Annotated in this window: 11 protein-coding genes; 5 read left to right on the top strand and 6 right to left on the bottom strand. The window is 70.0% G+C overall.

All coding sequences use genetic code 11. The features are described from left to right. Positions 1-66 precede the first annotated feature (66 nt). A complete protein-coding gene (locus tag ACIQTT_RS06090; RefSeq protein WP_402787442.1) occupies positions 67-1,518 on the top strand; it encodes a phytoene desaturase family protein in 1,452 nt (483 codons plus the stop codon). A 113-nt stretch (positions 1,519-1,631) separates the two neighbouring features. Continuing rightward, a complete protein-coding gene (locus ACIQTT_RS06095; protein ID WP_402787445.1) occupies positions 1,632-2,675 on the top strand; it encodes an ATP-dependent DNA ligase in 1,044 nt (347 codons plus the stop codon). 1 nt (position 2,676) lies between these two features. Here ACIQTT_RS06095 and ligD read toward each other — a convergent pair whose 3' ends face one another. The 5 genes from ligD to ACIQTT_RS06120 all read right to left on the bottom strand — a co-directional run bounded on the left by ligD (position 2,677) and on the right by ACIQTT_RS06120 (position 9,568). Next, positions 2,677-3,732: a non-homologous end-joining DNA ligase gene (gene ligD, locus ACIQTT_RS06100; protein ID WP_402787448.1), complete on the bottom strand. Its 1,056-nt coding sequence runs from the start codon at positions 3,730-3,732 to the stop codon at positions 2,677-2,679. Positions 3,733-3,802: 70 nt separating this feature from the next. Beyond that, positions 3,803-4,978, bottom strand: coding sequence for an SseB family protein (locus ACIQTT_RS06105; RefSeq protein WP_402787451.1), 1,176 nt, complete (start codon positions 4,976-4,978; stop codon positions 3,803-3,805). A gap of 70 nt (positions 4,979-5,048) precedes the next feature. Then, positions 5,049-7,517: an ATP-dependent helicase gene (locus tag ACIQTT_RS06110; RefSeq protein ID WP_402787454.1), complete on the bottom strand. Its 2,469-nt coding sequence runs from the start codon at positions 7,515-7,517 to the stop codon at positions 5,049-5,051. A gap of 69 nt (positions 7,518-7,586) precedes the next feature. Beyond that, positions 7,587-8,600, bottom strand: coding sequence for an ABC transporter permease (locus ACIQTT_RS06115; protein ID WP_402787457.1), 1,014 nt, complete (start codon positions 8,598-8,600; stop codon positions 7,587-7,589). Continuing rightward, positions 8,597-9,568: an ABC transporter ATP-binding protein gene (locus ACIQTT_RS06120; protein ID WP_402787460.1), complete on the bottom strand. Its 972-nt coding sequence runs from the start codon at positions 9,566-9,568 to the stop codon at positions 8,597-8,599. The genes ACIQTT_RS06115 and ACIQTT_RS06120 overlap by 4 nt, the downstream gene beginning before the upstream one ends. A 63-nt stretch (positions 9,569-9,631) precedes the next feature. Between ACIQTT_RS06120 and ACIQTT_RS06125 the strand changes: the two genes are divergently transcribed. Beyond that, a complete protein-coding gene (locus tag ACIQTT_RS06125; protein WP_402787463.1) occupies positions 9,632-10,093 on the top strand; it encodes a hemerythrin domain-containing protein in 462 nt (153 codons plus the stop codon). 27 nt (positions 10,094-10,120) lie between these two features. Here the strand turns inward: ACIQTT_RS06125 and ACIQTT_RS06130 are convergent, their stop codons facing one another. Further along, on the bottom strand, positions 10,121-11,107 hold the full coding sequence (locus tag ACIQTT_RS06130) for a glycerophosphodiester phosphodiesterase family protein (RefSeq protein ID WP_402787466.1): 987 nt from the start codon (positions 11,105-11,107) through the stop codon (positions 10,121-10,123). Between the two features lie 89 nt (positions 11,108-11,196). On the opposite strand from ACIQTT_RS06130, the gene ACIQTT_RS06135 reads away from it, so the two are divergent. Together ACIQTT_RS06135 and ACIQTT_RS06140 are read left to right on the top strand one after the other, a co-directional pair. Beyond that, entirely contained in the window at positions 11,197-12,108 is a 912-nt protein-coding gene (locus ACIQTT_RS06135) for a Bax inhibitor-1/YccA family protein (RefSeq protein WP_402787469.1), read from the top strand. 153 nt (positions 12,109-12,261) lie between these two features. Further along, positions 12,262-12,534 carry a GlsB/YeaQ/YmgE family stress response membrane protein gene (locus ACIQTT_RS06140; protein WP_247623152.1) on the top strand — a complete coding sequence of 91 codons (273 nt, stop codon included), beginning with the start codon at positions 12,262-12,264 and terminating at the stop codon, positions 12,532-12,534. The last annotated feature ends 24 nt before the right edge of the window (positions 12,535-12,558 follow it).

Consider the following 12,558-nt stretch of genomic DNA (forward strand, 5'->3'; position numbering starts at 1 on the left):
ATCCCGGAGCCGCCTCGACCGCATCCGCTCCGGGCCCGGCGGTGATCCGCGTGCAAGACTGGCGGCATGGTGCGGGCGACGATCATCGGCAGCGGGCCCAACGGCCTGGTGAGTGCCGTGTCGCTCGCGCGGGCGGGGTACGAAGTGCGGGTGCTCGAGGCATCCGACACGATCGGCGGCGGCGTGCGCACGACCGACGGTCTGCTTCCCGGCTTCCGCCACGACGTGTGCTCGGCCGTGCATCCCGCCGCCCTCGCCTCGCCCTTCTTCCAGGCCTTCGGCCTCGCCGACCGCATCGACTGGATCCGTCCGGAGATCTCGTACGCGCACCCGCTCGACGGGGGCCGGGCGGCGATCGCCTGGCGCGACATCGAACGCACGGCAGCGGGCCTCGGCGCCGATCGGGGTGCGTGGCTCGCCCGGCTACGGCCGCTCAGTGAGCACATCGACGGCGTCGTCGACTTCACCGGCCATCAGATCCCGCGCTGGCCGCACGAGCCGCTCACCGCCGCGCGATACGCCCTGCGCATGCTCGATCAGGGCACCCCGCTCGCGTCGCACGCCTTCCGCACCGAAGAGGCCGCGGCGCTGCTGACGGGTGTGCTCGCGCACGCCAACGCGCCCGTGCCGTCGCTTCCGGGGGCCGCTGCCGGATTGCTGCTCGCCGCGCTCGGCCATGCGCAGGGGTGGATGTACCCGCGCGGGGGCGCGCAGCGGATCGCCGATGCCCTCGTCGCCGACCTCGAAGCGCACGGCGGCGGCATCGAGACCGGCCTGCACGTGCGCGACCTCGGCATCCTCGACTGGGGCGATCCCGCACGCGGAGACCTGCTCGTTCTGAACACCTCGCCGCGTCTCGCCCTGACCCACCCGGGAATCGCCGCCGGGTACGCTCGCGCCCTCTCCCGCTACCGGTACGGGCCCGCCGCGGCGAAGGTCGACTTCGAGCTCGACGGACCGGTGCCGTGGGCGAACGCCGACGTCGCGCAATCACCCACCGTGCACCTCGGCGGCACCCGCGACGAGGTACGGGCCAGTGAGAACGCCGTCGCGCGGGGGCGGGTCAGCGAGCGCCCCTACGTGCTCGCGGTGCAGCCCTCGGTTTTCGACCCGACCCGCGCACCCGAGGGCAAGGCCGTGCTCTGGACGTACATCCACGTGCCCCTCGACTCCGACCTCGACGCGACCGAACTCATCACCCGACAGGTCGAGCGCTTCGCCCCGGGGTTCCGCAACCGCATCCTCGCGCACCGCTCGGTGCCGGCATCCGCCCGCGAGGCCGTCAACCCGGCTGAGATCCAGGGTGATGTGCTCGGCGGGGCGTTCACGATGCGGCAGGCGCTGCAGCGGCCGACGCTCTCCGCGGCCCCCTGGCGCACGCCGATGCGCGGCGTCTACCTCGCCTCCGCCGCGACCCCGCCCGGCCCCGGCGTCAACGGCATGTCGGGCTGGCTCGCCGCCCGCACGGCCCTCGCCGATGCCGGCGAACCGCACGAGCTCGTCGACCTCTTCCCCTGACACCCCATTCCCGTGAGGGGTCAGGACACGCCGCGCCTCGCGGCGCCAGCGCGGCATGTCGTGACTCCTCACGTCCCCTTCCGCCGCGCGCGCGTGCTCGCCAGGATGGAGGCATGCGCTACGACATCCCCACCCCGATGCTCGCGAAGGCCGCGGCGACCGTGCCCGATCCGGCGAAGGCGCCCGGCGGCCTGCTCTTCGAGCCCAAGTGGGATGGATTCCGCGGACTCATCGCGTGGGACGGCGAGACGGTCGAGATCGGGTCCCGCGGGGCGAAGCCCCTCACGCGGTACTTCCCCGAACTCGTGGAGGCCATTCCACGGCTTCTCCCCCGCCCGTGCCTCCTCGACGGCGAGATCGTCGTCGCGACGGGCGCGGAGGGCGCGCAGCGTCTCGACTGGGAGGCACTCAGCCAGCGCATCCATCCGGCCGCCTCGCGCGTGACCCGCCTGGCCGCCGAGACCCCGGCGATGTTCATCGCATTCGACCTGCTCGCCGAGGGCGACGACGACCTGCTCGACCGCCCGTTCTCCGAGCGGCGTTCCCGGCTGGAGTCACTCCTGGCGGGTGTGCCGCATCCGCTGCACATCACCCGCACGACTCGCGATCACGATGCCGCCGTGCGCTGGCTCGCGGAGTTCGAGGGCGCAGGCCTCGACGGCGTCGTCGCGAAGCCCCTCGACCAGCCCTACGCCCCCGGCAAGCGCACGCTGATCAAGATCAAGCACGCCCGCACGGCCGACGTCGTGGCCCTCGGCTACCGCATCCACAAGTCGGGCGCAGGTGTGGGTTCGCTCCTCGTCGGTCTCTACGACGACGAGGGAACGCTGCGCCAGGTGGGCGGCGTCGCCGCGTGGAGCGATGCGCGGCGCCGCGAGCTCGTCGAAGAGTTGGCGCCACTGGTCGAGCGCGACGACTCCGGAGACGCCGTCACCGGCGAGGGCGAGCGATCTCGCTTCACCGGATCGAAGGACGTCTCCTTCGTGCGCCTGCGCCCCGAGCGCGTGCTCGAGGTGCGCTACGACCAACTCGAGGGTGCACGCTTCCGCCACACCGTGCAGTTCGAGCGCTGGCGGCCCGATCGTGAGGCGCGATCGTGCACCTACGCGCAGCTCGACACGGTCGCGGGCTACGACCTCGCCGACGTGATCGGCTGAGTCACTCCTTCGCGGCAGGTTCCCCGTCGGCATCCCAGTGCGCGGCCACCTTCTTGCTGGGCTGCACGCGTGGTGGCTCCCCGGGCATCTTGGGGAACTCGGGCGGGAACGACAGTTCGCCCAGGCCGTCGGCGACGTCACGCTCCCACCAGGCGAGCAGGGTGTCGATTCGTCCCGGCGTCTGCTGCTTGTCGGCCCACGGATCGCCGATATCGTCGAGGCGCTGTGGAACGGTGCGCACCGTGAACCGCGTCGGATCGAGGCCGTCGAGCTCGTCCCAGTGCACCGGGGTCGACACGGTCGCGCCGGGCAGAGCGCGCGGGCTGTAGGCGCCGGCCATCGTGCGATCGCGGTTCGCCTGGTTGAAGTCGATGAAGATGCGCTCTCCGCGCTCCTCCTTCCACCAGCTCATCGTGACCCGATCGGGCATGCGGCGTTCGAGCTCGCGACCCGCGGCGATGACCGCGTGCCGCACGTCGAGGAACTCGTGGGTGGATTCGATCGGCGCGAACACGTGCAGTCCGCGGTTGCCGCTCGTCTTGGCGAACGCCTCGAGTCCCGCCTCGCTCAGCACCTCGCGCAGACCGTGCGCGGCGGTGACGGCATCCGCGAAGTCCGTGCCCGGTTGCGGATCGAGGTCGATGCGCAGTTCGACGGGATTGTCGGGATCGGTCGCGAGCGAGGCCCAGGGGTGGAAGACGATCGTGTTCATCTGCACGGCCCAGACGATCGCCGAGGGTCGGTTCAGGACGATCTGCGGATGCCGACGCCCACTGTTGTACGTCACCGTCACGGCGTCGACGTAGTCGGGCGTGCCCTTCGGCGGGTTCTTCGAGAAGAAGCCCTCGCTCCCCACGCCGTCGCGGAACCGCTCGAGCGAGACCGGGCGGTCGCCGTTGGATGCGAGGAAGGGCTCGGAGACGCGCTGCACGTACTCGGCCAGTTCCGCCTTCGTGATCCCGACCTCCGGCCACACGACCCGGTTGGGGCTGGAGAGCACGACCTCGCGCTCCCCCTCGGGGTCGGACACGGTCACGGGCACGCGTTCGGAGGCCATGCAACGACCCTAGAGCGCGGCCGTCGCCCACGGAAGGGTGCCGCGGCTGCGCGTCTCAGTCGCCGGGTCGTCAGTCCTCGGTCGCCGGGGCGAGTTCGAGCACGCGCGTGAGAGCGTCGCGCTCGACGATGAGGGTGGGACCCGCCGGATCGATCACGACGCCCGCCATCTCGGCGTGCCCGGCGAGCACCTTCGCGAGCTGCGTGGGCTCGAAGGGCAGCGGGCGGTCGCCGCGGCCGAGGGCGATGACCTCGAGCGGGTGCGAGAACAGCTGAAGGAAACGCTTGCCGTCGGTCGTCTGCGCTTCGGCGATGCCGACCTGACCGTCGGCGCCACCGTCGTTCACGGCCACCCACATGCGGGTCTCGGCGAGAGCCTCGCCGGCGCGGGTCGCGGAGTCCTGCTCGCGCGGCGCCGCGACGATGGCCTTGACCGTCATCTCGGCGTCGGCCTGATCGAGCGTCTTCTGCAGGAGCTCGGTCGGGAACACGACCCGGTGCGGTGCCGAGGCGTTGTCGATGATGAGGCCCGCGAAGTCGCCGGCGACGACCTGCTGCATCACCGAGGTCGACGGCTGCGCCACGGCCGAGGTCGCGGACGGGTCGGCCTCGAGCTTCACCGAGTCGCGCACGGCGGCCGCCGAGCTGAAGGCCAGCATGAACTGGCGCTCCTCGTCGCGCACCACGGCGACGGCGAGGGGCTTGCCCTCGGCGATCTGCGCACGCGCGTCGCCGTTGACACGGATGAAGAGGTGTCCCTGCAGTGCCTGGCGCATCACGCCGAGCAGCTGCTCGTTGGTCGCGCCCTTCTCGACCTGCTTCAGGGCTTCGCGCAGCAGCACGTTGTCCTTCATGCCGGGAACGGACTCGGTCTGCTCGGGCGGCGACGCCGGAGCGAGCGGCAGACGCGGCTCGGCGGCCGGAGCAGCAGGGGCGGCGGGTGCCGCGGGCGCGGCCTGCACCGCAGGCGCGGGCTTCGCGTCGGGGTCGGGAAGCGAGACCTCGGGGCCCGCTTCGGCGCCGACGCCGCGGAACGCCTGCACCGAGATGCCGATCGACGGTGCCGCGGGGGCTTCCTCCGCGGCGGTGACCGGGGGCTCAGACGACGCCTCGTTCGACGCTGCGTCGCTCACTACTGCGTCGCTCACTGCCGTCTCGTCCGTCGGGGTGTCGACCGCCTCCGTGGAGTCGGATGCAGTCGAGACGGCGTCGTCAGCGGACTTCTTGCGGCGGGAGAAGAGGGCCATATGAGCCAGCCTAACCCTCTGCGGCTCCCTACTCTGCGGCTCCGGACTCTGCGGCGCAGACCCGGTGCCGTCAGATCTTCTCGATCGGTGCGACCTTGATGAGGAGCTTCTTCTGCCCCGCCGTGTCGAAGCGCACGTGCGCGATGCGTTTGGCGCCTTCACCGGTGACCGCGTCGACGCGGCCTTCGCCGAAGTCGACGTGGCGGATGCGGTCGCCCGCGGTGAGCTCGAGGTCGCCGTTGTCGCGCACCTTGGCGGTGACACGGTTCGGGAATCGATCCATGGCGGTCGAGAGCGGCTTGAGCGAATCGCGGCCGGGGAGCGGCTTGACGCCGAAACGATCGCCGGAGCCGGAGCCGGAGCCCGATCCCGAACCACCGAATCCGCCCGCGCGGCGTGCGTTGAGAGCGCGCGACTGCATGCCGCCGCGGGAATTGACGTCGCCCGGCGACTGGCGCCAGTCGATCAGTGCGACGGGGATCTCCTGCAGGAAGCGGCTCGGCATCGCGACGGTCACCTCGCCGAACTGCGCCCTGGTCATCGCGAGCGACAGGTGCAGACGCTTGCGCGCGCGGGTGATCCCGACGTAGAAGAGCCGGCGCTCCTCCTGCGGACCACCGGGTTCTCCGGCCGAGATGCGGTGCGGGATGAGGTCTTCCTCGACGCCCGTGACGAAGACCGCGTCGTACTCGAGTCCCTTGGCGGTGTGCATCGTCATGAGCGACACCGACCCCGACTCGTCGTCGAGGTCATCGGCATCCGCGACGAGCGCGACATCGGTGAGGAAGTCGACGATCGTGCCCTCGGGGTTGTTGCGTGCGAAGTCGCGCGCAACGGCGACGAACTCGTCGAGGTTCTCGACGCGCGCTTCGTCCTGCGGGTCGCGGCTGGCGCGCAGCGCGTCGAGGTAACCGCTCTTGGCGAGCAGCAGGCTCAGGCCGTCGGCCACGGACGTCGGAGCCGGTACCTCGCCCGTCGACGGCAGCATGATGGCCGTCGCCTCGGTGAGCACGGCGTCGAGCTGCGCGATCGCCCCCTGGATCTTGGGGCCGAAGCCGAGCTGCGCCGGCATCGAGAGGGCGTCGCGGAAGGTGATCCCCTGCTCCTCCGCGAAGCGGGCGATCGCCGTCTCGGTGACATCGCCGATGCCTCGGCGAGGCTTGTTGAGGATGCGGCGCACCGCCATCTCGTCGGCGGGGTTCGCGACCGCAACGAGGTACGCCAGTGCGTCCTTGATCTCGGCGCGCTCGTAGAACTTGGTGCCGCCCATGATCTTGTAGGGCACGGCCGACCGGATGAAGATCTCCTCGAGTGCGCGCGACTGGGAGTTCGTGCGGTAGAAGACCGCCATCTCCGAGTACGGCATGCCGGCGCGGTGCAGCGCCTCGACCTCGTCGGCGACGAACTGCGCCTCGTCGTGCTGCGAGTAGCCGGTGAAACCGATGATCTTGTCGCCCTCGCCCCGGTCGCTCCAGAGCTTCTTGTCCTTGCGGTCGAAGTTGTTGCCGATCACCGCGTTGGCCGCCGAGAGGATGTTCTGCGTCGAGCGATAGTTCTGCTCGAGCAGCACCACACGCGCGCCGGGGAAATCGCGTTCGAACTCGCTGATGTTGCGGATGTCGGCGCCGCGGAACGCGTAGATCGACTGGTCGGAGTCGCCGACGACGGTGAGCGAGGCTCCGGCGGTGTCGGCGTTCTTCGGCTCGGGCTCGGGTTCGAAGATCATCATGCCGTTCGAGGCATACGGGTCGGGTGCCGTCGACGATGCGAGAGGCCGGGTGAGCTCGTGGATGAGTGCGTACTGCGCGTGGTTCGTGTCCTGGTACTCGTCGACGAGGATGTGCCGGAACCTGCGGCGATACGTGTCGGCGACCTCGGGGAACGCGCGGAACAGGTAGACCGTCTGCCCGATCAGGTCGTCGAAGTCGAAGGCGTTCGCCTTCTGGAGCTGACGCTGGTAGTCGGCGAAGACCTCGACGAAGATCCGCTCGGCCGGGTCGGACATGTTGGCCTGCCGCGCGTAGGACTCGGCATCCGACAGCTCGTTCTTGAGCTTCGAGATGCGCGACTGCACGGATGCCGGGGTCAGGCCGAACGCGTCGGCCTCGTGCTCCTTGACCAGACGCTTGATGAGCGCGCGCGAGTCGCCGGAGTCGTAGATCGTGAACGACTTGGTGAACCCGAACTGCTGTGCCTCGCGCCGCAGGATGCGCACGCACGCCGAGTGGAAGGTCGAGATCCACATCCCGCGTGCCGCGTCGCCGATCAGGCCCTCGACGCGCTCGCGCATCTCGCCCGCCGCCTTGTTGGTGAAGGTGATCGCGAGGATCTGGCTCGGCCAGGCCTCGCGGCTGCGCAGCAGCGAGGCGATCCGTCGCGTGAGCACGCTCGTCTTGCCCGATCCGGCACCCGCGACGATGAGCAGCGCAGAGCCGCGATAGGTGACGGCTTCGAGCTGCTGCGGGTTGAGGCCGTCGAGGAGGTCGTCCTGACCCTGCGGGCCGGCGGTTCCGGGAACGATGAGAGGAGCTTCGGTCATGGCTCTACGAGTCTAGGCGGCGCCACCGACACCGCCGCCGCCTGCGCCTCGCTCCACGGGTGACCGGGCTCAGGCGATGCGCGTGCCCGGTGGCAGCATCCGTGCGGGTGTGCGCGTGCGCGACCAGGCCCCGGCGAACAGCGACCCCGCGATCACGACCTGCACGCCGAGCCCGACGAACCAGCTCGGCACCGTGGAGTCGATCACCTCTTCCGGCGTCGGACCCGGGCTCCCCACCGCGCAGTCGTCCCAGCGCTGTTCGAGAGGCGACAGCTGCGCGCTGCGCACCCCGTACTTGATCTGCCCGAACAGGTCGACCGGGTACCCGCCGCTCCCGTACTCGGTGGGCGTGGCGTCGGCGAGCACGACGAAGGGGTTCGCGGCGAGCGCCCACCACACGAGATCGAAGCGCGGCACCTCGTAGGTGTACTCCTCCCACTGGTCGCAGATCGGACCGTTCTCGTCGTAGGGGCGACTGTAGTTCGTCGCCTCTCCCCGCACGGCGAGCCCGCCCAGCGCGAAGACGATGAGCGTGCCGATCACCAGGCCGGCGACGACGAGGTACGTCGTGGCGACCGAGAACAGCGGACGCGCGATCAGACCGCTCAGCCCCACCCCGATGGCCGCGACGATGACGATCTCGGCGGCCAGCACGAGGATCGAGATGAGCAGTACCAGCGGGTCCGCGCCCCCGCCGAGCAGCGAGAAGGCGAGGAACGGCAGTGCGACGAGCAGGAACGCCCCACCCGTCGCGATGGCGGCGACGAGTTTGCCGAGCATGATGTCGCCCGTCGAGACCGCGGTCACCTGGATCGCGGCGAGGGTCGCCGATTCGCGATCGCCGTTGATGGCATTGCCGCTCAGCGTGGGCGACACCAGCACGACGAGCAGGAGCACCATGTTGACGACGATCGAGAAGACGCCCGCACCCGGGGCATCTCCGTAGGAGTAGACGGCGAACGACAGCGCGGTGACGCCGAGGAGCACCGCGGCGAAGACGCCGAGCAGCACGTACCAGCCGACGCTCCGCAGGCGCTGGGTCAGTTCGAGACGGGCGATGGTGCCGATGTGCGCGATGCTCATGCTCCGGCCTCCGTTCCGGACTGGGCCGCGTGCGGCGGCGGGGGCACGACCGTCGGGTTCAGGTGCAGGAAGGTGTGCTCGAGCGCGCTCTGCGCCGGGGCGAACTCCGAGATCGGGATCTGCGCGGCGACCAGTCGCTGCAGCGCGTGCGCGGCGGACTCCTCGGTCTCGAAACCGATCAGCACGGCGCCGCGGTCGGCGCCGAGCGAATCCGGCGCCACCCCGAGCGCCGACGCGACCTGCCAGGCGTCGGCGGCCAACCGCTCGGTCGAGGCGCCGACGAGCCGGATGCGCCACGCCCGAACGGAGGCCTGTGCCGGTGCCGCGTCGACCACCGCCCCGGCGACCAGGAAGACGGCGTCGTCGACGACCTCCTCGAGCTCCGAGAGGATGTGGCTCGAGATGAGAACGGTGCGTCCCTCGGCGGCGAGACGGCGCAGCAGCACACGAAGTTGCACACGGGCCTCGGGGTCGAGTCCCGAGGCGGGCTCGTCGAGCAGCAGCACCTGCGGGTCGTGCACGAGCGCCCGGGCGAGCCCGAGCTTCTGCTTCTGCCCGCGCGAGAGCACTTTCGCGGGAGAATCGGCGAGCGGGGTGAGCCCGACGAGGTCGAGCAGCGCGGCGGCCCGATGCGCGGCATCCGCCGGGGCGATGTCGTACAGGCGGCCCGTCGTCACGAGCGTCTCGCGGGCGGTCAGCGAGGGCCAGGCGCCGAGCGCATCGGGCATCCACCCGAGCAGCCTGCGGGCGGCCAGCGGATCGACCATCGGGTCGACGCCGCCGATGCGGATCGTGCCGGTGTCGGGGGCGAGCAACGAGGCCAGCATCAGGAGCAGAGTCGTCTTGCCCGCGCCGTTCGGCCCGACGAGTCCGGTCACCCGCCCCGGTTCGGCGTGCAGTGTGGCCGACCTGACGGCCTGCACCGTCCCGAAGGCCCGACTGACGTCTTCCACGACGATTCCACTCATGCGGGCAAGTCTGGCATCCCCCTCCGACGCGCGCGTCGCGCACCGCCGTCCTACACTGAGCCGATGGATGCCGCCCGTCTGATCGCCTGGGACGCCGAGCTCCGTGCGGCGCACACCCGTCTCCGGGCGGCTCTGGCTGCGACCCGGCAGGCGCTCGACGACGGCGACGGCCCGGCGGATGCCGCGTCCGATCTGCTGCTCTTCTGCATCGGCTTCTGCTCGGCCCTCGACGGACACCACCGCGGCGAGGACCGCGCACTCTTCCCGGAGCTCCGGCGCGAGCATCCCGAGCTCGGCGACACGATCGACAAGCTCATGCAGGATCATTCGATGCTCTCGCACCTGCTCGGCGCGCTGCGCACCGCCGCCGAGCGCGAGGAGGACACCGCGACGATCGGGCGGCACCTCGAAGGGATCCGAGCGATCATGGAGTCGCATTTCCGTTTCGAGGAGCGCGAGATCCTGGCCCCGCTGCGCGCGCTGGTGCTCGACCGCGACGTCACCGAGGTGCTCGGCCCGCTCTGAGGCCGGGCCTTCCGGCGACGCTCCCGCTCAGCTGCGGAAGAACCCCACGCCGAGGTCGGGGTGATCGACGAAGACGCCGTCGATCCCCTGTCGCGCGATCACGCCCCACTCCGCCTCGTAGTCGCCGAAGGCGCCCTTGCCCCCGTCTCCGCGGAACTCGGGCGCGAGGAAGGCGTTCTCCGGCCGGCACGTCCAGGTGAAGACCTTGAGACCCCGCGCATGCGCGTCGGCGACGATCGTGTTGCCGTGCGCGAGCAGCATCTTCTTGCTCACGCTGATGCCGTCGACCACGCCGATCAGGCCGTTGAGGCCCCGCGGTGCGACCGTCGCCTTGTAGGTGAGCGCCTTCTTGCCGTGGGCGACGAGCTGGTCGTAGGGCCGGCCGGACGACTCGATCAGGTAGATGTAAGAGGCCGGGATGCCGCGGGCCCGCAGCTGACCCAGCACGGTCTGCTCGAAGCACTCGATGATCAGCGGCAGTTCGCCGTCGGCCCACCCCGCCGCGCGCAGATCGCGCTCGATCAGGGGCACGAGGTCGAGACCGATGCTCGCGAAGTACGTGGCGTGCTTGACCTCGAGCACCACACCGATCTCGCGCCCGTGCTCGATCGATCCGCTCCGCACGAGTTCGAGCAGATCGACGAGACGCAGGATCGGCTGGCCGCCGTCGAAGCTCGCGCTCGTGGCGCGCACCTCCGGCAGGCGCTCTCGCCCGCGGAGCGTCGAGAGCTCGTCCCACGTGAAGTCCTCGGTGAACCAGCCCGTCAGCGCCTGCCCGTCGACCCGCTTGGTGGTGCGGCGATCGGCGAACTCCGGATGCTCCGCCACATCGGTCGTGCCCGAGATCTCGTTCTCGTGGCGCACGACCAGCACGCCGTCCTTCGTCGCGACGACGTCGGGCTCGACGGCATCCACCCCCATCGCGAGTGCCAGCTCATACGAGGAGCGGCTGTGCTCCGGGCGATAGCCGGGCGCGCCCCGGTGTCCGATGACGAGGGGCGATTTCCTGGGCACGCTCTCAGCGTAGAACACCCCGCAGCACGCCCCGCCCCGGTATCGTGGAGGAAAGCGACCTACGACACCCTTCTGGAGTGAGGCCCACCATGAGCAACTTCGCATTCAACAACCCTGCTTTCAAGCAGCAGGATCCGCGCAATGTCGCGACCTACCCCGGCGCACCGCAGGGTGCTCAGGGTGCCCAGGCCGCATCGTTCCAGCACGCCACCGTCGACGCCGCGGCCAACGCGCAGCTCGAGGGCATGTACGCGGCTCCCCCGGCGGGCTCGATCGAGACCGACCGCATGTCCGTCGAGGACACCGTCTGGAAGACGGCCGGCCTGTTCGGCATCCTCCTCGTCACCGCTGCCATCGGCTGGGTGTGGACGCTCGGCGGCACCGACATCAACTCGTTCTCGACCGTCTCGCTCGTGCCGTGGATGATCGGCGCGCTCGGCGGCTTCGTCCTGGCGATGGTCATCACCTTCACCTCGCGCAAGAAGGTGCGTCCGGCGCTGATCTTCGCCTACGCGGCCCTCGAGGGTCTGTTCATCGGTGGCATCTCGGCGTTCTTCGAGGTGCTCTACCCGGGCATCGTGCTGCAGGCGACTCTCGCCACGATCTCGGTCGTCGGTGTGACCCTCGCGCTCTTCGCCAGCGGCAAGATCCGCGCGTCGAAGAAGGCCACCAAGATCTTCATGGTCGCGATGGTCGGCTACCTCGTCTTCTCGCTGCTCAACCTCGTGCTCATGTGGACGGGCGTCCTGCCCCCGAGCCAGGCCTTCGGCCTCTACAGCGCTGAGATCATGGGCATCCCGCTCGGCCTGATCATCGGTGTGCTCGTCGTCATCATGGCCGCGTACTCGCTCGTGCTCGACTTCGACCAGATCCAGCAGGGTGTGCGCAACGGTGCTCCCCGCGTCTACGGCTGGCTCGGTGCCTTCGGCATCATGGTCACGGTCGTCTGGCTGTACGTCGAGATCCTGCGCATCATCGCGATCGTCCGCGGCAACAACTGACATCCGACGCCTGTCGGTCGAGAGGCCCGTCTCCCTTCGGAGGCGGGCCTCTTGTCATGTTCCGCTCGCCAGCGCAAGGGGTTTCCTGAAAGCTTCCTGAGAGCGCAGAATCGTCACGACCAGACGAACCCCGTCTGCATACAGGAGGTCACCATGAGCTTTCTCGGCTTTCTACTTCTCGGTCTCATCGCCGGGGCCATCGCGAAACTGATCCTTCCCGGCAAGCAGGGCGGTGGATGGTTCATCACGCTCCTGCTGGGTGTCGTCGGCGCCCTGCTCGGCGGGTGGCTCGGCTCGCTGATCCTCAACCGCCCGCTCACCGAGTTCTGGGATCTCGGCACGTGGCTCCTCGCCATCGGCGGATCGATCATCGTGCTGCTGATCTACGGCCTCATCGTCGGTCGAGGCAGCCGCAGCAAGGCCTGATCACCGCTCCGTGCGCTGATCGCG

This window comes from Microbacterium sp. NPDC090225, assembly GCF_044772365.1.
Classification (GTDB): Bacteria; Actinomycetota; Actinomycetes; order Actinomycetales; family Microbacteriaceae; genus Microbacterium.

Excerpts from the sequence above, each read along its gene's own strand:
- ACIQTT_RS06095 (WP_402787445.1), top strand. The coding sequence starts at position 1,632 with ATGCGCTACGACATCCCCACCCCGATGCTCGCGAAGGCCGCGGCGACC.
- ACIQTT_RS06090 (WP_402787442.1), top strand. The coding sequence starts at position 67 with ATGGTGCGGGCGACGATCATCGGCAGCGGGCCCAACGGCCTGGTGAGT.
- ACIQTT_RS06105 (WP_402787451.1), bottom strand. The coding sequence starts at position 4,978 with ATGGCCCTCTTCTCCCGCCGCAAGAAGTCCGCTGACGACGCCGTCTCG.
- ACIQTT_RS06120 (WP_402787460.1), bottom strand. The coding sequence starts at position 9,568 with ATGAGTGGAATCGTCGTGGAAGACGTCAGTCGGGCCTTCGGGACGGTG.
- ACIQTT_RS06125 (WP_402787463.1), top strand. The coding sequence starts at position 9,632 with ATGGATGCCGCCCGTCTGATCGCCTGGGACGCCGAGCTCCGTGCGGCG.
- ACIQTT_RS06110 (WP_402787454.1), bottom strand. The coding sequence starts at position 7,517 with ATGACCGAAGCTCCTCTCATCGTTCCCGGAACCGCCGGCCCGCAGGGT.
- ACIQTT_RS06135 (WP_402787469.1), top strand. The coding sequence starts at position 11,197 with ATGAGCAACTTCGCATTCAACAACCCTGCTTTCAAGCAGCAGGATCCG.
- ligD (WP_402787448.1), bottom strand. The coding sequence starts at position 3,732 with ATGGCCTCCGAACGCGTGCCCGTGACCGTGTCCGACCCCGAGGGGGAG.
- ACIQTT_RS06140 (WP_247623152.1), top strand. The coding sequence starts at position 12,262 with ATGAGCTTTCTCGGCTTTCTACTTCTCGGTCTCATCGCCGGGGCCATC.
- ACIQTT_RS06115 (WP_402787457.1), bottom strand. The coding sequence starts at position 8,600 with ATGAGCATCGCGCACATCGGCACCATCGCCCGTCTCGAACTGACCCAG.